Here is a 25,265-nt window from a genome sequence, read left to right as displayed (position 1 = left end):
CGTCGGCGCCGGCCATCGCCACTGACCTGGCCCTATTGATAGTAGGCGTTGGTGGTGTCCGAGTGGTCGGTCACGTCGCGGATGCCGGCCAGCTCGGGAATGCGCTCCATCAGGGTCTTCTCGACGCCTTCCTTGAGGGTCAGGTCGACCGCGGCGCAGCCCTGGCAGCCGCCGCCGAAGGCCAGCACGGCCACCTGCTCGTCGGTCAGCTCGACCAGCTTGATCTCGCCGCCGTGGGCCGCGAGCCCCGGGTTGATCTCGCTGTAGAGCACGTAGTTGACGCGATCCGCCAGCGGGCTGTCTTCGTTGACCTTGGGCATCTTGGCGTTGGGCGCCTTGATGGTCAGCTGGCCGCCCATGCGGTCGGCGTTGAAGTCGACCACCGCTTCCTCGAGGAAGGCGATGCTGTTCTTGTCGAGGTAGACGACGATCTTGTCGAGTTCCAGACGCTCGTCCGTCGGCTCTTCCTCACCGGGGCGGCAGTACGCCAGGCAGGTCTCGGCATAGGGCGTGCCCGGCTGGGTGATGAAGATGCGCACGGCGATACCCTCGACGTTCTGCTTGGCCAGCAGTTCGGCAAGGTAATCCTGGGCGCTGTCGGTGATCTGAATGCTGTCGCTCATTGCTCTCTCGCTGGTCGAGCCCGGCACGGTCGGGCCGGGATGAGGGTCTGCCACTATGGTAAGCGACTGCCCGAACCCTGACAATCCCGACCGCCGCACTGGGTTATACCCCAAGCGGCTGCATGAAAACCGGTCACGCACGACATGAAGGACGCTCTCGTCGCGACCCTGCCGCGGGACGTCGGCTTTTGCTAAGATGCGGCGTTTGTCCGGCCTCGCGCCGATCCGTGACGAGCGCTACACCTCATAAATATGCGCCGCTGTCGCGCCCCGATGCCCTTATCGCTGGAGATAGACTCGACCCATGGCCGCCGTTCCGACTCCCCTGACCGCTTCGCTGACCGACAGTCTTCGCCACCGCATCCTGATGCTCGACGGCGGCATGGGCACCATGCTGCAGAATGCCGCGCTGTCGGAGGAAGAGTTCCGCGGGGAGCGCTTCGCCGACTGGCCCACCGATCTAAAGGGCAACAACGACCTGCTGGCACTGACCTGCCCGGACCTGGTGACGCGCATCCACCGCGACTATCTGGAAGCCGGCGCCGACATCGTCGAGACCAACACCTTCAACAGCACCCGCCTGTCCCAGGCAGACTACGGCATGGAAGACCTGGTCGCCGAGCTCAACCGCGAGTCGGCCCGCCTGGCCCGTGCGGTCTGCGACGCCGTGGTCGAGGAAACCGGCGTGCCACGCTACGTGGCCGGCGTGCTGGGCCCGACCTCGCGCACCGCCTCGCTGTCGCCGGACGTCAATGACCCGGCCAAGCGCAACGTCACCTTCGACGAGCTGCGGGACAACTATCGCGAGGCCGCCGAGGCGCTGATCGAGGGCGGCAGCGACCTGATTCTGATCGAGACCATCTTCGACACTCTCAACGCCAAGGCCGCCATCTACGCCCTGGAAGAGCTGTTCGAGGATCGCGGCGAGCGGCTGCCGGTGATGATCTCCGGCACCATCACCGACGCTTCCGGCCGCACCCTGTCGGGCCAGACCACCGAGGCGTTCTGGAATTCGGTGCGTCACGCCAAGCCGATCTCCGTGGGCCTGAACTGCGCGCTGGGCGCCGAGGAGCTGCGCCCCTACCTGCAGGAGCTCTCCGACAAGGCCGACACCTTCGTCTCGGCGCACCCCAACGCCGGGCTGCCCAACGAGTTCGGCGAGTACGACCAGACGCCGGAGGAGATGGCCGCCATCGTCGCCGACTTCGCCGCCAGCGGCCTGGTCAACATCATCGGCGGCTGCTGCGGCTCCACCCCCGAGCACATCGCCGCCATCCATCGGGCGATCCGGGACACCGCGCCCCGTGAAGTGCCCGAGCGCGCGCTGGCCTGCCGGCTGTCCGGCCTCGAGCCGTTCAACATCGCCCACGACTCGCTGTTCGTGAACGTCGGCGAGCGCACCAACGTCACCGGCTCGGCGCGCTTCAAGCGCCTGATCAAGGAAGAGGACTACACCACCGCCCTGGAGGTGGCCCTGGAGCAGGTCGAGAACGGCGCCCAGGTCATCGACGTCAACATGGACGAGGGCATGCTGGAGTCCCAGGAAGCCATGGTGCGATTCCTCAACCTGATCGCCGGCGAGCCCGACATCGCCCGGGTGCCGATCATGGTCGACTCCTCCAAGTGGGAGATCGTCGAGGCCGGCCTCAAGTGCATTCAGGGCAAGGCGGTGGTCAACTCGATCTCGCTGAAGGAAGGCGAGGACATCTTCCGCGAGCAGGCCACCCGCTGCATGCGCTACGGCGCCGCCATCGTGGTGATGGCCTTCGACGAGGAAGGCCAGGCCGACACCTTCGCGCGCAAGACCGAGATCTGCCAGCGCGCCTATCGCCTGCTGGTCGACGAGATCGGCTTCCCTGCCGAAGACATCATCTTCGACCCCAACATCTTCGCCATCGCCACCGGCATCGAGGAGCACGACAACTACGCCGTCGACTTCATCGAGGCCACCCGCTGGATCCGCGAGCACCTGCCCCACGCGATGGTCTCCGGCGGGGTGTCGAACGTGTCGTTCTCGTTCCGCGGCAACAACCCGGTGCGCGAGGCGATCCACTCGGTGTTCCTCTACCATGCCATCCGCGCCGGGCTGACCATGGGCATCGTCAACGCCGGCCAGCTGGCGGTCTATGACGACCTGCCCGAGGCGCTGCGCGAGGCGGTCGAGGACGTGGTGCTCAATCACCGCAGCGACAGCACCGAGCGCCTGCTGGAGATCGCCGACGAATACAAGGGTGACGGTTCCGGCGGCGCCAAGAAGGAAGACCTCGAGTGGCGCAACGAGGAGGTCGAGAAGCGCATCGAGCACGCCCTGGTCAAGGGCATCACCGCCTATATCGAGGAGGATACCGAGCTCGCCCGCCAGCGGGCCGCGCGCCCCATCGAGGTGATCGAAGGACCGCTGATGGACGGCATGAATGTGGTCGGCGACCTGTTCGGTGCCGGCAAGATGTTCCTGCCCCAGGTGGTCAAGTCGGCGCGGGTCATGAAGCAGGCGGTGGCCTACCTGCTGCCTTACATCGAGGCGGAAAAGAGCGAGGATACTCAAACCAAGGGCAAGATCGTCATGGCCACGGTCAAGGGCGACGTCCACGACATCGGCAAGAACATCGTCGGCGTGGTCCTGCAGTGCAACAACTACGAGGTGATCGACCTCGGCGTGATGGTGCCGGCGGAGAAGATCCTGCAGACCGCCAGGGAAGAGAACGCCGACATCATCGGCCTCTCCGGGCTGATCACCCCGTCGCTGGACGAGATGGTCCACGTGGCCAAGGAGATGCAGCGCCAGGGCTTCGAGCTCCCGCTGCTGATCGGTGGCGCCACCACCTCCAAGGCCCATACCGCGGTCAAGATCGAGCCGGGCTACGAGCATCCCGTGATCTACGTCACCGACGCCTCGCGGGCCGTGGGCGTGGCCGGCAAGCTGCTGTCGCCGGCGCTGAAACCGGAGTACGTGGCCGAGATCCGCGCCGAGTACGAGGTCGTGCGCGAGCGCAACGCCAAGCGTCGCCCCAAGGCGGCCGACCTCAGCTACGCCGAGGCCCGTGCGCGCAAGCCGGTCCTCGACTGGGACGGCTACACACCGCCGGCGCCCGGCTTCACCGGCCTCAAGGTGTTCGAGGACTACGACCTCAACGAGCTGGTCGAGCGCATCGACTGGACGCCGTTCTTCATGAGCTGGGAGCTGGCCGGCAAGTATCCGAAGATCCTCGACGACGAGGTGGTCGGCGAAGCGGCCCGCAGCCTGTTCGCCGACGCCCAGGCGATGCTTCGCAAGCTGATCGACGAGGGGCTGGTTCATGCCCGCGGCGTGATCGGCCAGTGGCCGGCCAACGCCGTCGATGACGACGTCATCGAGGTCTACGCCGACGAGTCACGCAGCGAGGTCATCGAGCGTCTGCACCATATCCGCCAGCAGACCACCAAGAACCGCGAGGGCGTCTGCTACAGCCTGGCCGACTTCATCGCGCCCAAGGCATCCGGCAAGCCGGACTGGATCGGCGGCTTCGCCGTCACCACCGGCCACGGCGTCGAGGAGCTCGCCAACCGCTACAAGGCCGCCGGCGACGACTACAACGCCATCATGGTCCAGGCGCTGGCCGACCGCTTCGCCGAGGCCTTCGCCGAGCGCATGCACGAGCGGGTGCGCAAGGAGTTCTGGGGCTACGCCGCCGACGAGACCCTCGACAACGAGGCGCTGATCGCCGAGAAGTACCAGGGCATCCGCCCGGCGCCGGGCTATCCGGCCTGCCCCGACCACACCGAGAAGGCGACCCTGTTCCGGCTGCTCGAGGCCGAGGCCAACGCCGGCCTCGAGCTCACCGACAGCTTCGCCATGTGGCCCGCCGCCGCGGTGTCCGGCTGGTACTTCGCCCACCCGCAGTCGAAGTACTTCTCGACCGGCAAGATCACCCGCGAGCAGGTCGAGGCGCTGGCCGAGCGCAAGGGCATGACGCAGGCCGAGATGGAGCGTTGGCTGTCGCCGGTGCTTTCCTACGACCCCAGCTGATGGTCGTCTCGCTCGCTCCGGGCCCGCTCAGCGGGCCCGGTTTCGTCATTCCTGGAAGTCGGCATGCTGCCTGAACCCTCTCGTCGTCAGACCATTCTCCCCCTCGTCCAGTCGATCCATGGAGGCCGGCATGCTGCCTGAGACCTCCAGACGCCAGACCATTCTGCGCCTCGCCCTGCCGATCATCGGTGGCATGCTCACCCAGAGCCTGCTCAACCTCGTCGATGCCGCCCTGGTGGGCTCGCTCGGCGAGGTGCCGTTGGCCGCGGTGGGCATCGGCGGCTACGCCATCTTCCTGATCACCGCCGTGGTCTTCGGGCTATCGTCGGCGGTACAAGCCCAGGCATCGCGCCGCCACGGCGAGCAGGACTGGACGCGCCGCGCCGTGTCGCTCAACGCAGGCCTGCTGATCGCGCTGGCCGTGGCCGGCCCGCTGACCCTGCTGTGCCTGTGGCAGGCGCCGGCGTTGCTGGCGCTGATCAATCAGGACCCGGCAGTGAACGCCGAGGCGGCCGGCTACTTCCAGTGGCGTGTCGCGTCGCTGGTGCCGGTGGCGATGATCTTCTGCTTTCGCGGCTATTGGAACGGCATCCAGCAGACCGGCCTCTATCTGCGTATCATCCTGGCCATGCACCTGATCAACGTGGTGGCGAGCGTGGGACTGATCTTCGGCCTGGCCGGCCTGCCCGCCATGGGCAGTGCCGGGGCCGGTGCCGGGACCACCCTGTCGCTGTTCGCCGGCCTCGGCCTGTGGGCATGGCATAGCCTGCGTCACGCGCGCTCGAGCGGCTTCTTGACGCGCCGCCCCTGCGCCGTCACCTTCACCACCACGCTGCGCCTGACCGTGCCACACTCCTTCCAGCAGATATGGTTCGCCGCCGGCTATGCGGTGCTGTTCTGGATACTCGGACGGATCGACACCGCCAGCGTGGCGGTCGGCCACGTGCTGGTGAACCTGTCGCTGTTGCTGATCCTGCCCGGCGTGGGGCTGGGCATGGCGGCGATGAGCCTGGTCGGCGAGTCGCTGGGCCGTCACGACCATCGCGACGCCCACCGCTGGGGCTGGGACGTGGTGCGCCTGGCCTTTCCCTGCCTGGCGCTGATCGCCCTGCCGATGGTGGTGCTGCCCGACGCCGTGCTGGGGCTGTTCCTGCACGACCAGGCGCTGATCGCGCTGGGCCGCTTGCCGCTGCAGCTCACGGCAGCGATGATCGTGCTCGACGCCGCGGCCCTGGTCTTCGCCCAGGCGCTGCTCGGCGCCGGCGCCCAGCGTACGGTGATGACCCTCACCCTGACGCTACAATGGATGATATTCCTGCCGCTGGCCTGGTGGGTCGGCGTGCATCAGGAGGCCGGGCTGCTCGGTATCTGGTGGATCCAGCTCGGCTATCGCTGCCTCAACTCCCTCGGTTTCATGCTGATCTGGCAGCACCGGGGTTGGCAGCGGTTGGCGGTATGAGCGAAAAGTGCCGATGAACAGGCCCAGTACTCATTCCGTTTCGAATATAAACTATGAAGATTTATTCTTTTATAGAATAATTGCGACCCGTTAAGGTAGTCGCCAAGCTTCGCCACTTCCCCGTTTCAGGTAAGCGCTGAATGTATCGCTACGACACCCATGATCAGACCCTGGTCGACGAACGCGTCGCCCAGTTCCGCGACCAGATGCGTCGCTACCTCGAGGGCAAGATCAGCGACGAGGAATTCCTGCCGCTGCGCGTGCAGAACGGCCTCTATGTGCAGCGCTATGCGCCCATGCTGCGTATCGCCATTCCCTACGGCATGCTGGCCGCCTACCAGCTGCGCAAGCTGGGCGAGATCGCCGCACGCTACGACCGCGGCTACGGCCACTTCACCACGCGCACCAACCTGCAGCTGAACTGGCCCAAGATGGAGGACGTGCCGGACATCCTCGCCGACCTGGCTAGCGTGCAGATGCACGCCATCCAGACCAGCGGCAACGATATCCGCAACACCTCCACCGATCAGTTCTCCGGCATCGCTGCCGACGAGCAGGTCGACCCGCGCCCGTGGTGCGAACTGATCCGTCAGTGGTCGACCTTCCACCCCGAGTTCGCCTACCTGCCACGCAAGTTCAAGATCGCGGTGACCGGCGCCGAAGAGGATCGCGCGGCGATCCAGGTCCATGACGTGGGCCTGCGCTTCTGGCGCGACGACGCCGGCGAGGTGCGGGTCAAGGTGCTGGCCGGTGGCGGTCTGGGCCGTACCCCGATGATCGGTAACACGGTCTGCGAGGACCTGCCCTGGCAGCACCTGCTGACCTACCTCGAGGCGATCCTGCGGGTCTACAACCAGTTTGGCCGCCGCGACAACAAGTTCAAGGCGCGCATCAAGATCCTGGTCAAGGCACTCGGCATCGACGAATTCCGTCGCCGCGTCGAGGAAGAGTGGGCGCACCTCAAGGACGGCCCCCAGACCCTCACCGACGAGGCCGTGGCGGCCGTGGCCGAGCACTTCGTCGATCCCGAACGTCGCGAGATCGGCACCGAGGCGATCGAGGCCTACGAGACCCTGCGCGCCGAGAACCGTGCCTTCGGTCGCTTCGTGACCAACAACGTCACCGACCACAAGGTCCCCGGCTACAAGGCCGTGACCCTGTCGCTGAAGCGCCGCGAGCATTCGCCGGGCGACGTCACCTCCGAGCAGATGGCCGCCATCGCCGACCTGGCCGACGAATTCAGCTACGGCGAACTGCGCGTGACCCACGAGCAGAACCTGGTGCTCACCGACGTGGCCGTGGACCGCATCGAAGAACTCTGGCAGCGCCTCGACGAGCTCGGCCTGGCCAACCCCACCGTGGGCACCCTGGCCGATCTGATCTGCTGCCCCGGCGGCGACTACTGCAGTCTGGCCAACGCCAAGTCGATCCCGGTGGCTCAGTCCATTCAGGAGCGCTTCGAGGACCTGGATTTCCTCTACGACCTCGGCCCGCTGGAGCTCAACATTTCCGGCTGCATGAACGCCTGCGGCCACCACCACGTCGGCCACATCGGCATCCTCGGCGTCGACAAGAAGGGCGAGGAGTACTATCAGATCTCGCTGGGCGGCAGCCAGGGCAACGAGTCCTCGCTCGGCAAGATCCTCGGCCCCTCCTTCTACCGCGAGGACGTGCCGGGCGTGATCGACAAGCTGCTGCAGGTCTATGTCGGCGAGCGCACCCCCGACGAGACCTTCCTCGACACCTATCGCCGCATCGGCCTCAAACCCTTCAAGGAGCGTGTCTATGCCTGAGCAGACCTCTCGCCCCCTGATCGCCGACCGCCGCGTCGTGACCGATGAGTGGGTCCTCTGCGAGGACGCCACCCAGCGCCCCGAGGGCCAGCCGGCCCTGCTGCCGCTGGCCGACTGGCAGGCCTCCAGCAAGGGCGACGACGTCGCCCCCTGGCTGCCCAGCGACACCGAGATGACCGACGCGCTGGCGCGTGAGCTCGACGCCGCGCCGCTGGTGGCCATCGACTTCCCGAAGTTCACCGACGGCCGCGGTTACAGCATTGCCCGGCTGCTGCGCGAGCGGCACGGCTACCAGGGCCAGATCCGCGCCATCGGCGACGTGCTGATCGACCAGCTGTTCTACATGTCGCGCTGCGGTTTCGACGCCTTCTTGCTGCGCGAGGATCAGATCGTCGAGGATGCCCTCAACGCCCTGAGCACCTTCAGCCGCAGCTACCAGCCCGGCACCGACGATCCGGAACCGCTGTTCCGCCGTCGCCTGCGCGAGGCTCACAAGGGCGAAGTCGCCTGACGCGATCGCCTCGCCAGAACGCACGAAGCCGGCCATTTGGCCGGCTTCGTCGTTTCTGAGTCGCGCCTCCGGCATCAACCCCGGCGCTTCTGCTGACGCTCCCGGTTGGCCGCCCTCGCCCGTTCGCTCTTGCGCAGCATCACCCAGGTGGCGCCCAGGCCGCCGTCGGCCTGGCTCGCCGAGGCAAAGGCCTGGACCTCGTCGAAGGCCGGCAGCCACTTGGCCAGGTAGGAGCGCAGCACGTTGGCGGGGCTGTCGATCTCGCGGCCTCGTCCGTGGACGATCATCACCGAGCGCAGGTCGTGCTCCACGGCCTCGCGCAGGAAGGCCGGCAGCGCCTGTCGGGCCTCCTCCACCGGGCGGCGCAGCAGGTGCAGGCTGGCCTGCATCGGATAGCCGCCCTGGCGCAGGCGCTCCGCCACGCCGCGCTGGATGCCGTCGCGGCGAAAGTCCAGCGGATCGAAGGGCGGCACCAGATCGACGAAGTCGTCGGAGAGGATATCGCGACCCGCGCCGTCACCGGCCGCGCTTTCGCGCTTGGCGAGCTGCGCCTCGGTGGGCACGCGGCGGGTCTGGCCGGTATGCGCCCGGCCCTGGCCGCGCGACAGGGGTTTCACATCGCCCATCAGGGCCTGGAAATCGGCATCGTCGTGAAGGTCCGTCATGGCACACCTCCTGGCCAGCTTGAGTAGAACGCTCATCCTAGCAAATGGCTCAGTGCCATCGCATGTCGAGATGACGCCGTAATATCCGCTATAGAGGATATTGTGCTAATATCCTCTATAGCGGATAAACGTCTTTTTATCCTCTACAGGGGATACCATGAAGATCACCTCACCCGAGATGCTCGCGCACTCGCTGAAGAACGCGCGCAAGCGCCGCCAGCTGACGCAGCAGGCCACCGCCGAGCAGATCGGCATCAAGCAGGCGACCGTCTCCGGCTTCGAGCACCACCCGGAGCGCAGCCGGCTCGAGACGCTGTTCAAGCTGCTGTCGGCCCTCGAGCTGGAGCTTCACGTCACCGAACGCGACAGCACCGAGGAATCGGCAAGCCCCGAGGCGTGCTGGGACCAGGAGTGGTAGGCCATGGCGAATCTCACCGTCGCGATGAACGGCATCGAGGTCGGCACCCTGAGCCTGGCGCGCTCCGGCGCCATGGCCTTCCAGTACCGTCGTGAATGGATCGAGCGCCCCGGCGCCCGGGCCGTCTCGCTCTCGCTGCCGCTCTCCACGGCGGCGTACCGCGGCGAGCGAGTCTACAACTTCTTCGACAACCTGCTGCCGGACTCGGAGGCGATCCGCGCCCGCATGCAGGCCCGCTTCCGAGTGCCGACGCGCCACCCCTTCGACCTGCTGGCGAGCATCGGCCGAGACTGCGTCGGCGCCATCCAGCTCACCCCCGAGGATGCCCCGAGTGGCGACGTCCACGGCGTCACCGCCGAGCCGCTCGATGATCACGCCATCGAGGCGCTGCTGTCCGGCTACCAGGACGCTCCGCTGGGCATGGCCGAGGGCCAGGATTTTCGCATCTCGCTGGCCGGCGCCCAGGAAAAGACGGCGCTACTCTGGCATCAGGGCCGCTGGCAGCGCCCCACCGGCAGCACACCCACCAGTCACATCTTCAAGCTGCCGATCGGCTTTCTCGAACACAGCAACATCGATCTGCGCCAGAGCAACGCCAACGAGTGGCTGTGCCTGCGCCTGCTGGAGGCCTTCGGCCTGCCGGCGGCGAAGACCGCGCTCGCCCGCTTCGGCGACCAGGAGGTGCTGGTAGTCGAACGCTTCGACCGCCGCTGGTCGCGGGACGGGTCCTGGCTCATGCGCCTGCCCCAGGAAGACTTCTGCCAGGCGCTGGGAATTGCCCCGGCGCTCAAGTACGAGAGCGACGGCGGCCCGGGAATCGCCCAGGCCATGCGCCTGCTGCGCGGCTCCCAGCAGGCCGGCGTGGACCGGGAGCGCTTCTTCAAGGCCCAGATCCTGTTCTGGCTGCTGGCCGCCATCGACGGGCATGCCAAGAACTTCAGCCTGTTCCTCGAGCCGGGAAGCGCCTATCGAATGACGCCGATGTATGACGTCATCTCGGCCTACCCGCTCATGCGCCAGGGCAGCATGGCCGCCGAGCGCGCCAAGATGGCCATGGCCCTGAAGGGCAAGAATCGCCACTACCGCTGGTCGCGGATGGCGCCCCGGCACTTCATCGCCACCGCCGAGCAGGTCGATTATTCGCCCGAACGCGTCACCGCGCTGATGGAGGAGATCGCCGGCTCCGCCGAGCGGATCGTCGGTGACCTCGCCGCCGACCTGCCCGCCGACTTCCCGGCGGCGACCAGCGACCCCATCCTCGAAGGCGTCCTCCAGCAGGCATCGAGACTGGCGGACTTCCTGGCCTGAGCCGCGACGCCCCGCCGTGCTGTTGCGCCGGTGGCGGCTATGGCAGCATGGCCCCCGTTCTGCCGCCCCGGAGTCTCCCCATGCCCTCCCCGCGCCTGCTGATCGGTCTGCCGCTGCTCGCCACCCCGCTGGCGATCGCCGCCTGGCTGTGGCTGACGATGCTCAGCCCCTGGACCTACGAGCGCCCCGAACATCTGGCGCCCATCGGCGAGGGCCCGCATGCGCTGTTCGTCTACGGCACCCTGACCCATGCGCCGATACGCTGGGTGGTCTATGGCCGCGCGGGCGATCCCGAGCCCGCCTCACTCCCGGGATACCGGCGCACCGGACTGGATCTGAAAGCCTGTGCCGACTGCACGGTGGAAGGCCTGGCGCTGACGGTCAGCGCCGAGGAACTGGCCCGCCTCGACCGCTACGAGCGGCTCGGCATACGCTACCGGCGGATCCGGGCCGAGATATCCGACGGCAGCACCGCCTGGGTCTACCGCCGACTGCCTGACGCCGATTGATCCCGGCTTTTTCGCGATCCTCAGGATGGTTTCTAATGAATAGATAACGGTATAAATTTTTGGCGCGTATCGCCTTCGTGTTTCCTCCAACGGCACGATGCCGCACTATCGAGACGAGAGGACGCGACACGGAGGCATCACCATGGACGCCGGAATCACCCTGCTCGACATGTTCACTCGCCTGGGCGTGGCCGCCGGCCTGGCACTGGTGCTGGGCCTCGAACGCGAGCTACGCGGCAAGCCGGCCGGGCTGCGCTCCCACATGCTGGTGGCACTGGGCGCCGCCTCCTTCCTGATCGTCGGCCTCGAGATCCTGTATGCCACCGCCGAAGGTGACCCCTCCGCCCGCATCGATCCGACCCGCATCGTCGAGGGCGTGATCGGCGGCATCGGCTTCCTCGGCGCCGGCAGCATCATCCGCAGCGGTACCAGCGTCCAGGGCATCACCACCGGCGCCTCCATCTGGCTGGCCGGCGCCATCGGCATCGCGGCCGGGGTGCGCAACTTCCCGCTGGCGGGCATGGTCACCCTGATGGCGCTGGTGATCATGGTGGTGCTGGGTGGCATCGAACGCACCTTGCCGCACAACCGCCGACGCGGTGGCGACTGATCCGGGCCGGCAGTTGTGACGGCATTCGGCCGCGGCCTACAATGAGCCGCGTTTCTGACCTGCGATACGACGTTTCGGACAACACCAAGGACCCTCGCCCATGATCACCCTGCTGCATAACCCGCGCTGCTCGAAGTCACGCCAGGCCCTGTCGCTGCTGGAAGAGCGTGGCGTCGCCGTTCAGGTTCGTCGCTACCTGGACGACCCGCTCGACGGCGCCGAACTGCGTGCGCTGATGGCGCGCGTGACGGCCGAGCCGCGGGATCTGGTGCGTACCGGCGAGGCCGAGTGGAAGGCGCTGGGAGCGGATCGTGACGACCCCGAACAGGTGATCGAGGCCATCGTCGCTCATCCCAAAATCCTGCAGCGCCCCATCGCCGACGACGGCCAGCGGGCGATCATCGGCCGTCCACCGGAAGACATCCTCGCCCTGCTCGACTGACACTCTTTCCTCCCCGGTATCAGGAAGCTCCATGTCCGCCCTGCCCTATGTGCTGATCCTCTACTATTCCCGCTCTGGTGCGACCCGCGCCATGGCCGAGCGCCTGGCCGCCGGCGTCGAGTCCTGTCGCGGCATCGAGGCGCGACTGCGCACCGTGCCCCCGGTGTCGCCCACCTGCGAGGCGGTCGATCCCGAGATCCCCGCCGAGGGCGCCATCTACGCCGAGCTCGATGACCTGCGTCACTGTGCCGGCCTGGCGCTGGGCAGCCCCACGCGCTTCGGCAACATGGCCGCGCCGCTCAAGCACTTCGTCGACACCACCAGCGAACTGTGGCTGGGCGGCGCCCTGGTGGACAAGCCCGCCACCGCCTTCACCTCCACCGCGAGCCTCCACGGCGGCCAGGAGACCACCCTGATCTCGATGCTGTTGCCGCTGCTGCACCACGGCATGGTCTACGCCGGCCTGCCCTACAGCGAGACCGAGCTGACCGAGACCCGGAGCGGCGGCACGCCCTACGGCGCCAGCCATCTGGCCGGCAAGCGCAGCGACCGCCCCCTCGACGAGACCGAGCGCCAGCTCGCCTACGCCCAAGGCAAGCGCCTGGCGCGGCTGGCCCTGGCGCTCGAGGGTGTGGGGGATCGCTCATGAGGCGCTGGCTGGAAGACCTGGAAACCCGCCAGGGGCTCGACCAACTGACCGCGCGGTCGCGGCAGCTGGTCATCGGCAGCTACACCGTATTAATCGCCGCCATGCTGGGATGGGGCTGGCTGTTGAGCGAGAACGTCGGCAGCCTGGTACCGACCCTGGTCTTCGTGCTGCCGCTGGTGCTGTTCCTGCCGTCGATCCTCGCCCGGCGGGCCCGCGGCCACGCCTGGCTAGCCTTCGTCAGCCTGCTGTATTTCATGATTGGGGTGAACGTCGTCATGGTGCCCAAGGTCGGTGGGCTGGGTCTGCTGATCGCTTTGACGGCCCTTTCACTGTTCACCGGCTGCATGGGCTATGCCCGTTTTCGCAGCCGCCAGCTCAAGCCCCGGCAGTAAACCGACCGCCCGAGCGGCTGGAACCGCCTCTTGCGAGGCGGTTCACGCTCTCCTGTCCTGGCTGCCGACCCCGTGGCAGCGATGATCCAGCTCAATGGAATCCCGCTCACATGGCGTATGATAGCCATGGTCGACCCGTCCGCCTGCCCAGAGTCGACGGCACGAGGTTGAGCTTGGCGCGGCAAGCGGCGACCATGGGGGCACATTCGAGGAGAACACCATGACACGTGATATCGCCGATATCCGGCGCGACTACGAGGGCGGCCGCCTGGACGAGGCCCAGCTGCCCGAGCAGCCCATGCCGCTGTTCGAAGAATGGATGGCCCTGGCGCTGGACGCCGAAACCCAGGACGCCAACGCCATGACCCTGGCCACGGTGGACAGCCAGGGCCTGCCCCACGCCCGGGTGGTGCTGCTCAAGGGCGCCGACGAGCAGGGGTTCCAGTTCTTCAGCAACTACCACAGCCACAAGGGCAGCGAGCTCGCCAACGTTCCCCATGCCGCGCTGGTGTTCTGGTGGCCGTCGCTGGCCCGCCAGGTTCGCGTGGAAGGCGCCGTCGAGCAGGTCAGCGAACAGGAATCCGATGCCTACTTCGCCCGCCGCCCCCGCGCCAGCCAGCTGGGCGCCTGGGTCGCCACTCAGAGCGTGGTGATTCCCGGCCGTCAGTGGCTCCAGGAGCGTGAGACCCGCTTCGAGCAGGCCTACGAGGGACAGGACATTCCGCGCCCGGTGCACTGGGGCGGCTATCGCCTGATTCCCGAGATGATCGAGTTCTGGCAGGGACAGCCCAGCCGTCTGCACGACCGCATCCGCTTCGAACGCCGCGACGATCGCTGGCATCGCTTCCGCCTGGCGCCCTGATCCCCCAGGCCAGCGCCAGCAGGACCTTCCGACCCCGCCATCGCGCGGGGTCGGGCCTTTCCTCCTCGGCTTGCGTCCTCAGCCTGCTACCGGACTCTCCAGCCGCAGGCGCTGCCAGTCGCTCTCGGGCTCGTTGAGTCTGAGCACCGCGTCCATGACCTCCTCCTCCATGTTGTAGCTGAGCCGGAAGCCGAGATGCGCCATCAGCGCGCGCATCGGTCGGTTATCGACCATGATCTTGCCGATCATCTCCAGCGTCCCCACGCTGCGGCAGTAACGGATCATCTTGTCCATCAGCAGGCTGCCGATGCCCAGCCCCTGCAGGTCGTCGCGCACGATGATCGAGAACTCGGTGCGGATGTTGTCGGCGTCGTTCCATACCCGCACCACCCCGAGCATCTCCTTGCCCCCCTCGGGCAGCGGGTGCTCGGCGATGAAGGCCATCTGACGGTCGTAGTTGATGTGCGAGAGCAGCGACAGGTCCCGCTGGGTGAGATCGGCCTTGTGGTGAAAGTAGCGGAAGCGAATGCTCTCCTCGGACAGCCGCTGGTGAAAGCCGGTGATCAACGGCGCATCCTCGGCGCGGATCGGCCTCACCTCCACTTCCCAACCGTTGTTCAGGGTCACCCACTCACGCAGCTCTTCCGGGTAGGGCATGATAGCGAAGCGCGCCGGGGCGCCCAGGTCCATCGCGAAGTCCACCGCCAGCATGCCGTCGCGGTTGAGCACCAGCGGGTTGAGCTCGAGGCCGCGCAGCTCGGTGAGATCGCTGGCGATCTGCGAGAGCGTCACCAGCAGCTCGCCGATGCGGGTGAGATCCCGCTCGGGGTCGCTGGAATGCTCACGGATCAGCCGCGCGGCATGGGTCCGCCCGACCAGGTCGGCGGCCAGGCTCATGTTCAGCGGCGGCAGCGCCACCTGACGGTCGGCGAGGATGTTCACCTTGTACCCGCCGATACCGAACACGATCAGCGGCCCGAACACCGGGTCGCGGGTGATGCCGGCGCATAGCTGCATGGAGTGCTTGCCGCGCTGCATGGGCTGCAGGCAGTACTCGCGCACCGTGAAGGCGGGAAACTTCTCGGCCACCTTGTCGCCCAGCCGGGTCACGCCCTCGGCGACCCGCTCAGGGCCTTCCAGGTCCTGCAGCAGGCCGGCGGACAGCTTGTGGGGATGCTGACGATAGCGGAACGGCCGACAGTTGCCGTCATGCACCACCTTGAGCGCCAGCGGCCCGGCGAGCGTGCACGACGCCTCGGCCGCCTGCTCGGGGGTCGTCACGTAGCGGCTCTCGGCCACCGGGATGCCGTAGGCGGCCAGCACCCGGGCGGTCTCGGAGTGCGAGAGACACTCGCGTTGCTCGTTCTTCACGCGCTCGATCAGCGTCCGACAGGCGGCCCGGCTCTCCCGGGTGGTGGCGAACGGCAGGCTCGGCGGCGTCTCCTGCAGCAGCTTCTGGACCCGCTGGTAGTTGACCATGAGCATGAAGGCCTTGACCGCCTTCTCCGGCGAGAGATAGGTGGGGATGCCGGCCTCGTGACAGGCCTGTCGGGCGGCCAGTGCCTCGCCGAGGCCCATCCAGCTGGTCAGCAGGTTGCGCCGGAAGCGCTGTCGCGCGGCAATCAGCGCCTGGGCGGTGTCCAGGGACGGCGCCATTCGTGTCGGCGCATGCACCACCAGCACCGCATCCACCCCCGGGTCGGCGGCCACCAGCTCAATGATCTCGGTGAACCGTTCGGGGGTGGCGTTGCCGCCGATGTCCACCGGATTCTCCCCCGGCTTGCTGATGTCCATGTCGTCGCGACACAGCGCATCGTGGGTCGCCTCGCTGAACGTCGCCAGCCGACCGCCGGCGCTGATCAGCTTGTCGATGGCCAGCATCGCCGGCCCCAGGCCGTTGGACACCACCGCCAGCCGGTCGCGCTTGAGCGGGCGCATGCGCGACAGCGTCTCCAGGGCGTCGAACAGCTCGTCGGAATCGTCGACGCGCACCACGCCGGCCCTGGCGAAGGCCGCATCGAAGATCTGGTCGCGATGGGCGATGCCCGGCGTGGGCGGCAGGTTGGCGATGTCCGAGGCCGCCGTGCGGCCACTCTTGATCGCCAACACCAGGCGATGCCGCGAGGCCTCACGTACCGCGGTCATGAAGTGCTGGGCGTCGTGGATGTGCTCCAGGTGCAGCATCAGTGCCTGGGTCGGCGCGAACTGGTTCAGGAAGTCGATCATGTCCGGCAGCAGCACATCGACGCTGTCGCCGACGGTCAGCAGATGCGAGAAACCGATGTCGCGCCCCGCGGCCCAGTCGATCATGGCATTGCCCAACATGCCCGACTGGCCGAGATAGGCGACCCGCCCCTTCTGGACCGGCTGACTGGCGTAGGAAGCGTTGAGCCGCCGACCGGGAACGATCAGCCCCATGCAGCCCGGCCCCAGCACCCGGATACCGGATTCCCGCGCCGCCGCGAGCATGCGCGCCCGGATCGAGGCCTCACCGTCGCGCGCCTCGTCCAGGTTCGCCCCACCGGACAGCACCAGGGCCGCCCGCACCCCGAATCGCCCGAGCTCGGCGATCACCCTCGGCACGCGAACGATCGGCGCACAGACCACGGCCAGGTCCGGCACCCGAGGCAGCTGGTGCACCCTGGCCACGGCGTCGACCCCGTGCACGCTGTCATAGCCCTTGGGGTTGACCGCCCACAGCGTGCCCGGGAAACGCCCCTCGAGAAGATTGCGGATCACGATACCGCCCATGGAGTGCGGCTTTTCCGACGCCCCGATCACGGCGACGCTGCGCGGCGAGAAGAAGTGGTGCAGGAAGCGTGTGCTCATCCGGGGCTCCGTGGCGAATCGGCTCAGCCTCCTGTGTACGACTTATGGCCACTGTCACGCAAGGCCCCATCACGCTTAGGGTAACCTTGTCGCACCTGGAGCCCCTGCATGATCACGGCCTATCTGACCCACCCCGAGTGCCATCGCCACCACATGGGGCCGGAACATCCCGAGAGCCCGAAACGCCTCGACGCCATTCACGCGCGACTGATGCGCGCCGGACTTCTTCAGCAGACCATGCAGGGCGACGCCCCCGCCGCCAGCGACGAACAGCTCACGCGGGTCCACCCCGCCAGCCATCTGAAGAGCCTCGAGGCCTGCGTCCCCGAGCACGGGCTGATCCTGATCGATGACGACACCCTGATGAACCCCCACAGCCTGCAGGCCGCGCGTCACGCGGCGGGCGCCGTGGTGCGCGGGGTCGACCGCGTCTTTCGCCACCAGGCCCACAACGTCTTCTGCGCGGTGCGGCCCCCGGGGCATCACGCCGAACGCGACCAGGCCATGGGGTTCTGCTTCTTCAACAACGTGGCGGTCGGCGCGGCCCACGCTCGCGCCCGATACGGCGCGAAACGGGTGGCGATCCTCGACTTCGACGTCCACCAGTGCAACGGCACCATCGACATCTTCCGCGACGACCCCGAGGTGCTGATCTGCACCAGCTTCCAGTCGCCCTTCTATCCCTGGCGCCACCTCGAGACCGAGGCGTCGAACGTCGTCCATACGCCGCTGCCCGCCGGCACCGACGGTGCTGCCTTCCGCCGAGCCATCGAGCGGGACTGGCTACCCGCCCTGAACGACTTCGCCCCGGAGCTCGTGCTACTCTCGGCCGGGTTCGACGCCCACCGTCAGGACCCGCTGGCCGATCTCTGCCTGGAGGACGAGGACTACTACTGGATCACCCGCCTGGCGATGGACATCGCCGAACGCCATGCCGAGCATCGTCTGGTCTCGGTGCTCGAGGGCGGCTACGACCTCGATATCCTGGGCCGCGGCGTCGAAGCCCATCTCAAGGCGCTGATGGGCCAGCCCTCCGACTGAACACGGCGAGTTTCCCGCCCCCGGGAAACGGACCACCCGGGCAACCGACGACCCACGACATGTCGCAGCCCACCTGCCACGGGTCGCACCCGAGTCCGCAGGCCATCGGCGATATGATAGTCTGGAGGAAACCACGTTTCCGATAGTGAACCCGCATGCCCGCCAACAACGATCAAGACGCCGCCCTGCGCATCGCCTCCGGGCGCAAGGCCTTCGTCGAGCCGCTGCGGCTCGGCGAGCGCCTCAAGGAGATCCGCCTGGCCAACCAGTGGACCCTCGGCGACGTCAGCGAGCGTACCGGCCTGGCCCGCTCCACCCTGTCCAAGATCGAGAACGACCAGATCTCGCCGACCTTCACCGCGGTACAGAAGCTGATCAGCGGCCTGGACATCGACCTGCCGCAGCTGCTGTCACAACCGCGCCCCCAGGCCCGCACCATGGGCCGACGCGACCTGACGCGCCGTGGCGACGGCCAGCAGCACCCGACGCCGACCTACGAGCACGAGCTGCTCAGCTGCGAGATGGCACAGAAGCGCATGATCCCGTTCAAGACCATCGTGCGGGCACGTAGCTTCGACGAGTTCTGTCAGTGGGTGCGCCACGACGGCGAGGAATTCCTGATGGTGCTCGAGGGCGAGATCCAGCTCTACTCCGAGTTCTACGAACCGCTGCACCTGGTCAAGGGCGACAGCATCTACTTCGACAGCGACATGGGCCACGCCCTGGTCTCGGTGAGCGAGGAAGACGCCACGGTGCTCTCCGTGTGCACGCCCCGCGAATCCCAGTAGCCCGCCCGGCTTCCTCTCCGCCACGCACGCCAGCACGCGCGCTAAGCCCGGCCGACTTTTGATAAGCTGGACGCCATCCCATGGACCGGAACGACAATGGAGCCCGCCCCATGCAACACCTGGACGACAGCACCCGCACCGAGCTCGAAGCCGCCGCCTTCCGTCGGCTGCTGAGCCACCTGGACGAGCACAAGGACGTCCAGAACATCGACCTGATGATCCTCGCCGACTTCTGCCGCAACTGCCTCTCCAAGTGGCTGGTGGCCGCCGCCGAGGAACGCGGCGAAACGCTGGACTACGAGGCCGCCCGCGAATACGTCTATGGCATGCCCTACAGCGAGTGGAAGTCGCTGTATCAACCCAAGGCCACGCCGGAGCAGCTGGCCGCCTTCGAGGCCCGCCAGGCAGAGAAAGCGGAGAAGCAGGACGGCCAGTCGGACGGTCAATCATGAGCGAGGCCATGATCCCGCTGTCGGTGGCGGTGCTGACGATCTCGGACACCCGCACCGAGGACACCGATCGCAGCGGCCAGGCGCTGGTCGAGCGACTCACCGCCGCCGGCCACCGGCTGGCCGACAAGCGCATCGTGCCCGACGACGTCTATCGCATCCGCGCCGTGGTCGCCGACTGGATCGCCGATGCCGAGGTACAGGTGGTGCTGACCACCGGTGGCACCGGCTTCACCGGCCGGGATTCCACCCCCGAAGCGGTCTCGGCGCTGCTGGACAAGCGCATCGAAGGCTTCGGCGAGCTGTTCCGCCAGCTGTCCTGGCAGGAGATCGGCAGCTCCACGGTGCAGAGCCGCTGCCTGGGCGGTCTGGCCAACGCCACGGTGGTGTTCTGCCTGCCCGGCTCCACCGGCGCCTGCCTCACCGGCTGGGACGGCATCCTCGCCGAACAGCTCGACAGTCGGCACAGGCCGTGCAACTTCGCCAACCTGGTGATACCCGAGAGGGGCCAGCATGGCTGATCTCCAGCCCGTCGAGACGGCACTGTCGGCGCTGCTGGAAGGCGTCGCTCCGCTTGAGGCCGAACGCGCGGCGATCGATGCAGCCTCGGGGCGCGTGCTGGCCGAGGCGGTCACCGCCCGGCTCGACGTGCCGCCCTTCGACAACAGCGCCATGGACGGCTATGCCCTGCATCATGCCGATGCCGGGCGCTGGCTGCCGGTCCGTCAGCGCATCGCCGCCGGCCACACGGCCGAAGCGCTGGAACGCGGTCACTGCGCGCGCATCTTCACCGGCGGCGAGATCCCGCCCGGGGCCGACTGCGTGGTGATGCAGGAGAAGGTCGAGGTGGAGGGCGAGCGAGCCCGGATGCCCAAGGACGTGCCGGAAGGCGACAACCTGCGCCGCCGAGGCCGCGACGTGACGGCCGGCAGCGTGCTGCTCGATGCCGGCAGCCGGCTCGATGCCGCCGCGCTCGGGCACCTGGCCGGCCAGGGCATCACCGAGATGATGGTGCGACGCCGCCCGAGGATTGCCCTGCTCTCCACCGGCGACGAGATCGTCGACCCCGGCCAGCCGCTGGGGCCGGGACAGATCTACAACTCCAACCGGCCGATGCTGACGACGCTGCTCCAGCGCTTCGGCGCCGACGTGGTCATGACCGCCGCGGTGCCGGACGATGCGCCGAGCACGCGACACCTGCTCGGCGAAGCGGCCGAGGTCGCCGACGTGGTGATCACCACCGGCGGGGTCAGCGTGGGGGAAGAGGATCACGTGCGCGGTGCGGTCGAGGCCCTGGGGCGGCTCGACCTGTGGCGGCTGGCGTTGCGTCCCGGCAAGCCGCTGGCGCTGGGCCGGCTGCCCGGCTCGGGTGCCAGCGGTGAGGCGCGCTTCGTCGGCCTGCCGGGCAACCCGGTCTCGGGCTATGTGGGCGCCTGGCTGTTCCTGCGCCCGCTGATGGGCGCGCTGCTGGGCTGCCCCGCCATGGGCTCGCTGCCGGCGCTGAGCGCCCGCGCCGCCTTCGCCACTCGCACCGGGCCTCGCCAGCACTACATGCGCGTGACGCTGGACTTCGGCGCCGACGGCATCGAGGCCCATGCGTTCGCGGATCAGAACTCCGGGGTGCTCTCGTCCTGCGTCGGCGCCGACGCCCTGGCGGTGATCCCGCCCGAGGCGTCAGTGGCGCCCGGCGATGCGGTCCGCTGCCTGTGGCTGCGTGCCGACTGAGCCCGAGTCGTCCGGATCGAACGGCACATCGAGATGGGCCTCGATGTCCGGCCACAGCCGGGTGAAGGCCTCGTCCAGCGCCAGATAGTCGCGTTCGAGCCACGGCAGCAGCGCGGCGAGACGGTTGGGGCCCGAGAGCCGGCGCCCCAGCCCCGCCACGGCGCGACAGGTGAAGCGGAAATCGGCATAGCCGCGCAGCCAGTCCTGGCGCACCAGGGCCGGCATCATGGTCGCCAGTCGCGCCGGTGCCGGCCGCGTTTCCAGCAGCCGATAGCAGCGCGACACCAGCCAGTCGCGTTCGACCACGGTCAAGCGGCGCGCCAGGCAATGATCCCACATCAGATCCAGGGCGATGCCGGCCACGCGACGTCCGTCGCGCGGTGCCCGTGCCTTGACCTCGAGCAGCACCGGATGGCGATCGATGTAGGCATCGACTCGCCGATGATGGCGGATGCCCGCCGCCACGCCGGATCCCCAGGTGTCGAGATCGACGCCCTTGACCCCGTCGGCGATCAGGTTGCCGTAAAGGAAGTCGTCGTTGCCGCCGCGGGCGAGCCAGCCGTGGGCCAGAAAGTTCATGGCGAGGCCTTCACAGGCAGTTGCTCGGCTTGGGCAGACCAGCCAGTCGCGCCGCCCGCTTGGCGGGGCTGTCGGGAAACAGCCGCATCAGGTGCATCGAACGCCCCTTGTCGGGGCCCAGCTCGCGCCCCACCGCCTTGACCAGCGGGCGCATCGCCGGGGCCATCTCGTATTTCACGTAGAACGCGCGCAGCACCTCGAGCACCTCCCAGTGCTCGGCGCCCAGCTCGATGCCTTCTTCCTCGGCCAACGCCTCGGCCACCGCCGGCGACCACTGATCGAGATCGACCAGATAGCCCTCCGGGTCGAGGCCGATCTCGGTCTCGGAGACGGTGAGATAACGGGTGATTTCGGTGCTTGCCATGCTCAGTACCAGCTCAGGGTGTGTTCGGCTTCCTCGGTCAGCTGAACGAAGCCATCGACGTCGACCACCTGCACCGAGCCGTCGCAGCGACCCAGCAGCCCGCGCGCCTCGAGGTCCTCGCGCAGCGCATAGAGTCGCCCGGCAATCGCCTCGAAGTGACGCACCAGCTGCGGCAGTCCGCCCTGCACACCGTCCTCGATCAGCAGCAGGCGATCCTCGGGTCCCATGGCGGCCAGCGCCTGTTCGTGAACGCGATGACTGGCCGGCGAACGGTTCAGGATATGGAGTTTCATGGTTTCGGCTCCCGGGCCAGGCTAGAAGGTGAGCACACGCGGGTGATTCTGGACCGCCTCGGCGATCGCTCCGGCCTCGAGGGCGCGGGGAGCGAGCATCAGCTCGTCGGCCGTCAGGCCGAACCGCGTCAGCGCTTCGGCCTCGACCCACAGCGTCTCGATATCATACATCTCCAGCATCTCGAGCGTGGGCGCGGTGCCCTTCTGGCCCAGCGCTCCCGACGTCTGACCCTCGACCAAGGCCGTGACGCCCTCGCCCATGAACAGAAGCGAGACGTCGGTGCCGAAGGCCGCGGCCACCAGGGCGACATCCAGGCCCTCGCGCAGCCAGCTGCTGCCGTGAGGCGCATGGCGCAGGATCACCAGCAGATCGCCGGCAAGCGGTTCGTGTTGGTCACTCATGTCACACTCTCCCTCAGGCCCCGAAGGTCACCAGACGGTCGCAGCGCTGGCTCAGGTCGACCAGCTGGCCGACGCCGGTCAGCTCGAAGGGCGCCTCGACGCTGTGCCCCGTCTTGCCGTGGCGGGCCGCCTCGCGCTCGTCCATCAGCCCACGCCGCAGCGCCGCGGCGATGCACACCTGCAGCGCCACGCCGTGCGCCTCGTGCAGTTCCACCCAGCCGTCGGTCAGATGCGGTTCGTCCTGGGGCGGCGCCGACAGCCGCGCGGCGTTGTAGACCCCGTCGTGGTAGAAGAACACCGCCTCCAGGCGGTGTCCTCGCGCCAGCAGCGCCCGGGCGAATCGCAGCGCCGAGTGGCTGGCCTGATCGCTGTAGGGGGACCCCATCAGCAGGATCGCGTAGCGCATATCATCCTCTCAGAAACAGGCTGGCCCCGCCGAAGCGGGGCCAGCAATTCTCGCATCGCCGTGGCTGGCGTCAATCCTGGCTCATGATGCCGAGCAGGGACAGCAGGCTGACGAAGAGATTGTAGATCGACACGTACAGGGTGATCGTGGCGAGGATGTAGTTGGTCTCGCCGGCCCGGTGCACGATCTCGCTGGTCTGATAGAGGATGGCCGCGGAGGCGAACAGCACGAAGCCGGCGGACACCATCAGCGACAGCGCCGGAATCTGGAAGATCAGCCCGGCGACCATGGCCAGCACCAGCACGATGGCACCCGCCATCAGGAAGTTGGCCAGGAAGCTGAAGTCCTTGCGGGTCACCAGCGCCACGGCGGAGAGGCCGAAGAAGGTCAGGCCGGTCAAGCCCAGCGCGGTCATGATCAGCTGGGCGCCGTTGGGCAGCGTCAGATAGGCGCTGAGGATCGGCCCCAGGGTGAAACCCATGAAGCCGGTGAAGGCGAAGGTCGCCAGCAGGCCCATGGCGGAGTTGGCGGTCTTGTGGACCAGGAACATCAGCCCGTAGGCGCCGATGAAGAAGACGAAGATGTTCATCTGCTGAACGCCGAGCGCCATGGCGGCACCCGCCGTGACGGCGGAGAACAGCAGGGTCATCGCCAGCAGGCCATAGGTGTTGCGCAGGACCTTGTTGGCACTGACGGCACTCGTCTGTTGCGTCGTCATTTGCGTGTCTTGGTAAGCCATCGATCCAAAGCTCCGTGTGGTTGATCTTGGCAATAGATACCTCACAGGATGCCGCCTGGACGGTGGGGACGCAAGTTTCGACCCGACACGCGTGTCCCCCTGTGGCGTTATGAGCGAGGCGCGACGACCCGCCGGTAACGAGCCCGAGGCAGGCTAGCGGCGTCTACGGCAACACTCATCACAGGCGGAGGCGCGTGAAGCGCGCCGCCTGAGCGCCCTCACGGGGCAGCGGAGAAGCAGGCCGATCGCGCGATACACCCTCGCGAACGCCGCAGCGCGCGCTGCAGCATTGCGGCGCTCGATCTCTCGCATCTTCGGATCTGGATGGTGAAAGGCCATGGACGTCGCTTCTCCTGATCCTCGAAGGCTAGCACGGCGACAGCAGCGGCGAGTCGGGCGACCCACCACCGGCATCTTTGAGGAAGGCAGGGCATGAGGCAGATAACGTGACCGGGCAAACGCCATGCTCACAATCCTGTGACAGTGAAACACCGGCCTAGCGTATGGAGGGGCTGCACAAACGAAAAAAGCGCCCGTAGGCGCTTGATTCTTAAGAATAAGGTGGCGGAGGGACAGGGATTCGAACCCTGGGTAGGCTCTCACCTACGCCGGTTTTCAAGACCGGTGCATTCAACCGCTCTGCCATCCCTCCGGCTCACGGCGCATATATTACCAATCTTTCCGTTTTGGTCAAGAGTTTCATGCGATCAATGTGTTATCGCACTCCCCCGACGCGCTGAAGCTGGCGGGACGAGGGCACCAGACTCACTCGGTGTCGGCGAGACGCCGGTTCCAGTGCCGCTTGACGGTCGCGATGCTCAACCCGGAACGCGCCGCTGCCGCCGACTGGCTGACCCCCTGGTCCTTGAGCGCCTGCACCCTCTCGGTGGTATCGGTCGCCACGGGCCGACCGAGCTTCTTGCCCTGGCGCCTGGCCCGAGCCAGCCCTTCCCGGGTTCGCTCGCGGCGCCGGCCACGCTCGAGCTCGGCGAAGGCCTCGAACATGCAATGCAGCGGATGGCCCCCGCGGCTTGCCAGGTCATGCATCGGCAAATCCAGCGACACCACGGACGCACCGATCTCGGAAAGACGGGCGATGCTCTGCTGAACGTCGATGCTGTCGCACCCGAGCCGATCCAGCTTCAACACCACCAGGGTGTCACCGGGCTCCAGCTTGTGCTCGACCAGGGTCCGGAAGGCCGGACGCTCGCTGGCCGGCACCAAGGCGCCAACCGACTCACCGACCGCCCGATAAGGCACAACGGAATAACCGGCGGCCGCGATGACCGAGAGCTGATCATCAAGAGCCGACTCCCCGGACCCGACACGACAATACGCGAAAGTTCTTCCCATGCTGCTCCCGATCCCTGGCGCCACCGATTCACGACCCGCAAGACTGGAGT

27 protein-coding genes and 1 tRNA gene are annotated in these 25,265 nt (G+C 67.5%); 17 read left to right on the top strand and 11 right to left on the bottom strand.

The genetic code is table 11. The features are described 5' to 3' along the window. Nucleotides 1–32: 32 nt before the first annotated feature. Entirely contained in the window at nucleotides 33–623 is a 591-nt protein-coding gene (gene nfuA / locus UN84_RS07720) for a Fe-S biogenesis protein NfuA (protein WP_046078667.1), read from the bottom strand. Nucleotides 624–927: 304 nt separating this feature from the next. Between nfuA and metH the strand changes: the two genes are divergently transcribed. The 4 genes from metH to UN84_RS07700 all read left to right on the top strand — a co-directional run bounded on the left by metH (nucleotide 928) and on the right by UN84_RS07700 (nucleotide 8,392). After that, entirely contained in the window at nucleotides 928–4,629 is a 3,702-nt protein-coding gene (metH, locus tag UN84_RS07715) for a methionine synthase (protein WP_046078666.1), read from the top strand. Nucleotides 4,630–4,759: 130 nt separating this feature from the next. Then, nucleotides 4,760–6,088: an MATE family efflux transporter gene (locus tag UN84_RS07710; protein WP_046078665.1), complete on the top strand. Its 1,329-nt coding sequence runs from the start codon at nucleotides 4,760–4,762 to the stop codon at nucleotides 6,086–6,088. A 140-nt stretch (nucleotides 6,089–6,228) separates the two neighbouring features. Beyond that, nucleotides 6,229–7,881 (top strand): nitrite/sulfite reductase, encoded by a 1,653-nt coding sequence (locus UN84_RS07705; RefSeq protein ID WP_046078664.1) that lies wholly within the window; start codon nucleotides 6,229–6,231, stop codon nucleotides 7,879–7,881. After that, nucleotides 7,874–8,392 (top strand): DUF934 domain-containing protein, encoded by a 519-nt coding sequence (locus UN84_RS07700; RefSeq protein ID WP_046078663.1) that lies wholly within the window; start codon nucleotides 7,874–7,876, stop codon nucleotides 8,390–8,392. The genes UN84_RS07705 and UN84_RS07700 overlap by 8 nt, the downstream gene beginning before the upstream one ends. Before the next feature lie 74 nt (nucleotides 8,393–8,466). Here UN84_RS07700 and smrA read toward each other — a convergent pair whose 3' ends face one another. Beyond that, nucleotides 8,467–9,057, bottom strand: a complete 591-nt coding sequence (gene smrA, locus UN84_RS07695; protein WP_035593255.1) for a DNA endonuclease SmrA — start codon at nucleotides 9,055–9,057, stop codon at nucleotides 8,467–8,469. 157 nt (nucleotides 9,058–9,214) lie between these two features. On the opposite strand from smrA, the gene UN84_RS07690 reads away from it, so the two are divergent. The 8 genes from UN84_RS07690 to pdxH all read left to right on the top strand — a co-directional run bounded on the left by UN84_RS07690 (nucleotide 9,215) and on the right by pdxH (nucleotide 14,247). Then, the gene (locus tag UN84_RS07690) at nucleotides 9,215–9,475 is read left to right on the top strand and encodes a helix-turn-helix domain-containing protein (protein WP_046078662.1); all 261 of its coding nucleotides are present in this window, start codon (nucleotides 9,215–9,217) and stop codon (nucleotides 9,473–9,475) included. 3 nt (nucleotides 9,476–9,478) lie between these two features. Beyond that, nucleotides 9,479–10,783 carry a type II toxin-antitoxin system HipA family toxin gene (locus tag UN84_RS07685; protein WP_046078661.1) on the top strand — a complete coding sequence of 435 codons (1,305 nt, stop codon included), beginning with the start codon at nucleotides 9,479–9,481 and terminating at the stop codon, nucleotides 10,781–10,783. Nucleotides 10,784–10,863: 80 nt separating this feature from the next. Further along, nucleotides 10,864–11,292 (top strand): gamma-glutamylcyclotransferase family protein, encoded by a 429-nt coding sequence (locus tag UN84_RS07680; RefSeq protein WP_046078660.1) that lies wholly within the window; start codon nucleotides 10,864–10,866, stop codon nucleotides 11,290–11,292. A 142-nt stretch (nucleotides 11,293–11,434) separates the two neighbouring features. Next, entirely contained in the window at nucleotides 11,435–11,902 is a 468-nt protein-coding gene (locus tag UN84_RS07675; RefSeq protein WP_046078659.1) for an MgtC/SapB family protein, read from the top strand. 100 nt (nucleotides 11,903–12,002) lie between these two features. Next, a complete protein-coding gene (arsC, locus tag UN84_RS07670) occupies nucleotides 12,003–12,344 on the top strand; it encodes an arsenate reductase (glutaredoxin) (protein WP_046078658.1) in 342 nt (113 codons plus the stop codon). Nucleotides 12,345–12,375: 31 nt separating this feature from the next. Beyond that, nucleotides 12,376–12,993, top strand: a complete 618-nt coding sequence (wrbA, locus tag UN84_RS07665; protein WP_046078657.1) for an NAD(P)H:quinone oxidoreductase — start codon at nucleotides 12,376–12,378, stop codon at nucleotides 12,991–12,993. Continuing rightward, nucleotides 12,990–13,385: a DUF2069 domain-containing protein gene (locus UN84_RS07660; RefSeq protein ID WP_046078656.1), complete on the top strand. Its 396-nt coding sequence runs from the start codon at nucleotides 12,990–12,992 to the stop codon at nucleotides 13,383–13,385. Before wrbA ends, UN84_RS07660 begins: the two co-directional genes overlap by 4 nt. Before the next feature lie 220 nt (nucleotides 13,386–13,605). Continuing rightward, the gene (gene pdxH / locus UN84_RS07655; RefSeq protein ID WP_035593279.1) at nucleotides 13,606–14,247 is read left to right on the top strand and encodes a pyridoxamine 5'-phosphate oxidase; all 642 of its coding nucleotides are present in this window, start codon (nucleotides 13,606–13,608) and stop codon (nucleotides 14,245–14,247) included. 78 nt (nucleotides 14,248–14,325) lie between these two features. Here pdxH and UN84_RS07650 read toward each other — a convergent pair whose 3' ends face one another. Further along, nucleotides 14,326–17,076, bottom strand: a complete 2,751-nt coding sequence (locus UN84_RS07650; protein WP_107181887.1) for a bifunctional acetate--CoA ligase family protein/GNAT family N-acetyltransferase — start codon at nucleotides 17,074–17,076, stop codon at nucleotides 14,326–14,328. Between the two features lie 108 nt (nucleotides 17,077–17,184). Between UN84_RS07650 and UN84_RS07645 the strand changes: the two genes are divergently transcribed. From UN84_RS07645 to UN84_RS07625, 5 genes are all read left to right on the top strand, one after another. After that, nucleotides 17,185–18,117, top strand: a complete 933-nt coding sequence (locus UN84_RS07645) for a histone deacetylase family protein (RefSeq protein WP_046078653.1) — start codon at nucleotides 17,185–17,187, stop codon at nucleotides 18,115–18,117. A gap of 155 nt (nucleotides 18,118–18,272) precedes the next feature. After that, nucleotides 18,273–18,905 (top strand): helix-turn-helix domain-containing protein, encoded by a 633-nt coding sequence (locus UN84_RS07640; RefSeq protein ID WP_046078652.1) that lies wholly within the window; start codon nucleotides 18,273–18,275, stop codon nucleotides 18,903–18,905. 110 nt (nucleotides 18,906–19,015) lie between these two features. Beyond that, on the top strand, nucleotides 19,016–19,357 hold the full coding sequence (locus tag UN84_RS07635) for a DUF1244 domain-containing protein (RefSeq protein ID WP_046078651.1): 342 nt from the start codon (nucleotides 19,016–19,018) through the stop codon (nucleotides 19,355–19,357). Next, the gene (gene moaB / locus UN84_RS07630; protein WP_035593292.1) at nucleotides 19,354–19,875 is read left to right on the top strand and encodes a molybdenum cofactor biosynthesis protein B; all 522 of its coding nucleotides are present in this window, start codon (nucleotides 19,354–19,356) and stop codon (nucleotides 19,873–19,875) included. Before UN84_RS07635 ends, moaB begins: the two co-directional genes overlap by 4 nt. Continuing rightward, nucleotides 19,868–21,079 (top strand): molybdopterin molybdotransferase MoeA, encoded by a 1,212-nt coding sequence (locus UN84_RS07625; protein WP_046078650.1) that lies wholly within the window; start codon nucleotides 19,868–19,870, stop codon nucleotides 21,077–21,079. Before moaB ends, UN84_RS07625 begins: the two co-directional genes overlap by 8 nt. Here the strand turns inward: UN84_RS07625 and UN84_RS07620 are convergent. The 8 genes from UN84_RS07620 to UN84_RS07585 form a co-directional block, all read right to left on the bottom strand. Continuing rightward, nucleotides 21,029–21,658, bottom strand: coding sequence for an acyl carrier protein phosphodiesterase (locus tag UN84_RS07620; RefSeq protein ID WP_046078649.1), 630 nt, complete (start codon nucleotides 21,656–21,658; stop codon nucleotides 21,029–21,031). The two genes, UN84_RS07625 and UN84_RS07620, sit on opposite strands and share 51 nt — an antisense overlap. A gap of 10 nt (nucleotides 21,659–21,668) precedes the next feature. After that, nucleotides 21,669–22,022 carry a TusE/DsrC/DsvC family sulfur relay protein gene (locus UN84_RS07615; protein ID WP_046078648.1) on the bottom strand — a complete coding sequence of 118 codons (354 nt, stop codon included), beginning with the start codon at nucleotides 22,020–22,022 and terminating at the stop codon, nucleotides 21,669–21,671. A gap of 2 nt (nucleotides 22,023–22,024) precedes the next feature. Continuing rightward, nucleotides 22,025–22,315, bottom strand: coding sequence for a sulfurtransferase complex subunit TusB (gene tusB, locus UN84_RS07610; RefSeq protein ID WP_035593303.1), 291 nt, complete (start codon nucleotides 22,313–22,315; stop codon nucleotides 22,025–22,027). Nucleotides 22,316–22,336: 21 nt separating this feature from the next. Continuing rightward, complete coding sequence (tusC, locus tag UN84_RS07605) at nucleotides 22,337–22,717, bottom strand: sulfurtransferase complex subunit TusC (RefSeq protein WP_046078647.1); 381 nt, start codon at nucleotides 22,715–22,717, stop codon at nucleotides 22,337–22,339. 13 nt (nucleotides 22,718–22,730) lie between these two features. Continuing rightward, on the bottom strand, nucleotides 22,731–23,123 hold the full coding sequence (gene tusD / locus UN84_RS07600; RefSeq protein WP_046078646.1) for a sulfurtransferase complex subunit TusD: 393 nt from the start codon (nucleotides 23,121–23,123) through the stop codon (nucleotides 22,731–22,733). 70 nt (nucleotides 23,124–23,193) lie between these two features. Beyond that, a complete protein-coding gene (locus UN84_RS07595; RefSeq protein WP_046078645.1) occupies nucleotides 23,194–23,862 on the bottom strand; it encodes a Bax inhibitor-1/YccA family protein in 669 nt (222 codons plus the stop codon). 562 nt (nucleotides 23,863–24,424) lie between these two features. After that, nucleotides 24,425–24,514 (bottom strand) — tRNA-Ser (locus UN84_RS07590). A 113-nt stretch (nucleotides 24,515–24,627) separates the two neighbouring features. Then, on the bottom strand, nucleotides 24,628–25,215 hold the full coding sequence (locus tag UN84_RS07585) for a recombinase family protein (RefSeq protein ID WP_046078644.1): 588 nt from the start codon (nucleotides 25,213–25,215) through the stop codon (nucleotides 24,628–24,630). Nucleotides 25,216–25,265: the final 50 nt, after the last annotated feature.

The organism is Halomonas sp. HG01, from assembly GCF_000968715.2.
Taxonomy (GTDB): domain Bacteria; phylum Pseudomonadota; class Gammaproteobacteria; order Pseudomonadales; family Halomonadaceae; genus Halomonas; species Halomonas halophila.
Note: the sequence above shows the minus strand (reverse complement) of the source record. Positions and strands in the feature narration are given on the sequence as shown.

What these genes read in the sequence shown, in the direction of transcription:
- nfuA (WP_046078667.1), bottom strand. Translation starts at nt 623, where the DNA reads ATGAGCGACAGCATTCAGATCACCGACAGCGCCCAGGATTACCTTGCC.
- UN84_RS07620 (WP_046078649.1), bottom strand. Translation starts at nt 21,658, where the DNA reads ATGAACTTTCTGGCCCACGGCTGGCTCGCCCGCGGCGGCAACGACGAC.
- UN84_RS07585 (WP_046078644.1), bottom strand. Translation starts at nt 25,215, where the DNA reads ATGGGAAGAACTTTCGCGTATTGTCGTGTCGGGTCCGGGGAGTCGGCT.
- tusC (WP_046078647.1), bottom strand. Translation starts at nt 22,717, where the DNA reads ATGAGTGACCAACACGAACCGCTTGCCGGCGATCTGCTGGTGATCCTG.
- metH (WP_046078666.1), top strand. Translation starts at nt 928, where the DNA reads ATGGCCGCCGTTCCGACTCCCCTGACCGCTTCGCTGACCGACAGTCTT.
- moaB (WP_035593292.1), top strand. Translation starts at nt 19,354, where the DNA reads ATGAGCGAGGCCATGATCCCGCTGTCGGTGGCGGTGCTGACGATCTCG.
- UN84_RS07660 (WP_046078656.1), top strand. Translation starts at nt 12,990, where the DNA reads ATGAGGCGCTGGCTGGAAGACCTGGAAACCCGCCAGGGGCTCGACCAA.
- UN84_RS07710 (WP_046078665.1), top strand. Translation starts at nt 4,760, where the DNA reads ATGCTGCCTGAGACCTCCAGACGCCAGACCATTCTGCGCCTCGCCCTG.
- UN84_RS07685 (WP_046078661.1), top strand. Translation starts at nt 9,479, where the DNA reads ATGGCGAATCTCACCGTCGCGATGAACGGCATCGAGGTCGGCACCCTG.
- UN84_RS07640 (WP_046078652.1), top strand. Translation starts at nt 18,273, where the DNA reads ATGCCCGCCAACAACGATCAAGACGCCGCCCTGCGCATCGCCTCCGGG.
- UN84_RS07625 (WP_046078650.1), top strand. Translation starts at nt 19,868, where the DNA reads ATGGCTGATCTCCAGCCCGTCGAGACGGCACTGTCGGCGCTGCTGGAA.
- UN84_RS07675 (WP_046078659.1), top strand. Translation starts at nt 11,435, where the DNA reads ATGGACGCCGGAATCACCCTGCTCGACATGTTCACTCGCCTGGGCGTG.
- arsC (WP_046078658.1), top strand. Translation starts at nt 12,003, where the DNA reads ATGATCACCCTGCTGCATAACCCGCGCTGCTCGAAGTCACGCCAGGCC.
- UN84_RS07705 (WP_046078664.1), top strand. Translation starts at nt 6,229, where the DNA reads ATGTATCGCTACGACACCCATGATCAGACCCTGGTCGACGAACGCGTC.
- UN84_RS07635 (WP_046078651.1), top strand. Translation starts at nt 19,016, where the DNA reads ATGCAACACCTGGACGACAGCACCCGCACCGAGCTCGAAGCCGCCGCC.
- UN84_RS07595 (WP_046078645.1), bottom strand. Translation starts at nt 23,862, where the DNA reads ATGGCTTACCAAGACACGCAAATGACGACGCAACAGACGAGTGCCGTC.
- UN84_RS07645 (WP_046078653.1), top strand. Translation starts at nt 17,185, where the DNA reads ATGATCACGGCCTATCTGACCCACCCCGAGTGCCATCGCCACCACATG.
- UN84_RS07650 (WP_107181887.1), bottom strand. Translation starts at nt 17,076, where the DNA reads ATGAGCACACGCTTCCTGCACCACTTCTTCTCGCCGCGCAGCGTCGCC.
- UN84_RS07615 (WP_046078648.1), bottom strand. Translation starts at nt 22,022, where the DNA reads ATGGCAAGCACCGAAATCACCCGTTATCTCACCGTCTCCGAGACCGAG.
- UN84_RS07700 (WP_046078663.1), top strand. Translation starts at nt 7,874, where the DNA reads ATGCCTGAGCAGACCTCTCGCCCCCTGATCGCCGACCGCCGCGTCGTG.
- smrA (WP_035593255.1), bottom strand. Translation starts at nt 9,057, where the DNA reads ATGACGGACCTTCACGACGATGCCGATTTCCAGGCCCTGATGGGCGAT.
- pdxH (WP_035593279.1), top strand. Translation starts at nt 13,606, where the DNA reads ATGACACGTGATATCGCCGATATCCGGCGCGACTACGAGGGCGGCCGC.
- UN84_RS07690 (WP_046078662.1), top strand. Translation starts at nt 9,215, where the DNA reads ATGAAGATCACCTCACCCGAGATGCTCGCGCACTCGCTGAAGAACGCG.
- wrbA (WP_046078657.1), top strand. Translation starts at nt 12,376, where the DNA reads ATGTCCGCCCTGCCCTATGTGCTGATCCTCTACTATTCCCGCTCTGGT.
- tusB (WP_035593303.1), bottom strand. Translation starts at nt 22,315, where the DNA reads ATGAAACTCCATATCCTGAACCGTTCGCCGGCCAGTCATCGCGTTCAC.
- tusD (WP_046078646.1), bottom strand. Translation starts at nt 23,123, where the DNA reads ATGCGCTACGCGATCCTGCTGATGGGGTCCCCCTACAGCGATCAGGCC.
- UN84_RS07680 (WP_046078660.1), top strand. Translation starts at nt 10,864, where the DNA reads ATGCCCTCCCCGCGCCTGCTGATCGGTCTGCCGCTGCTCGCCACCCCG.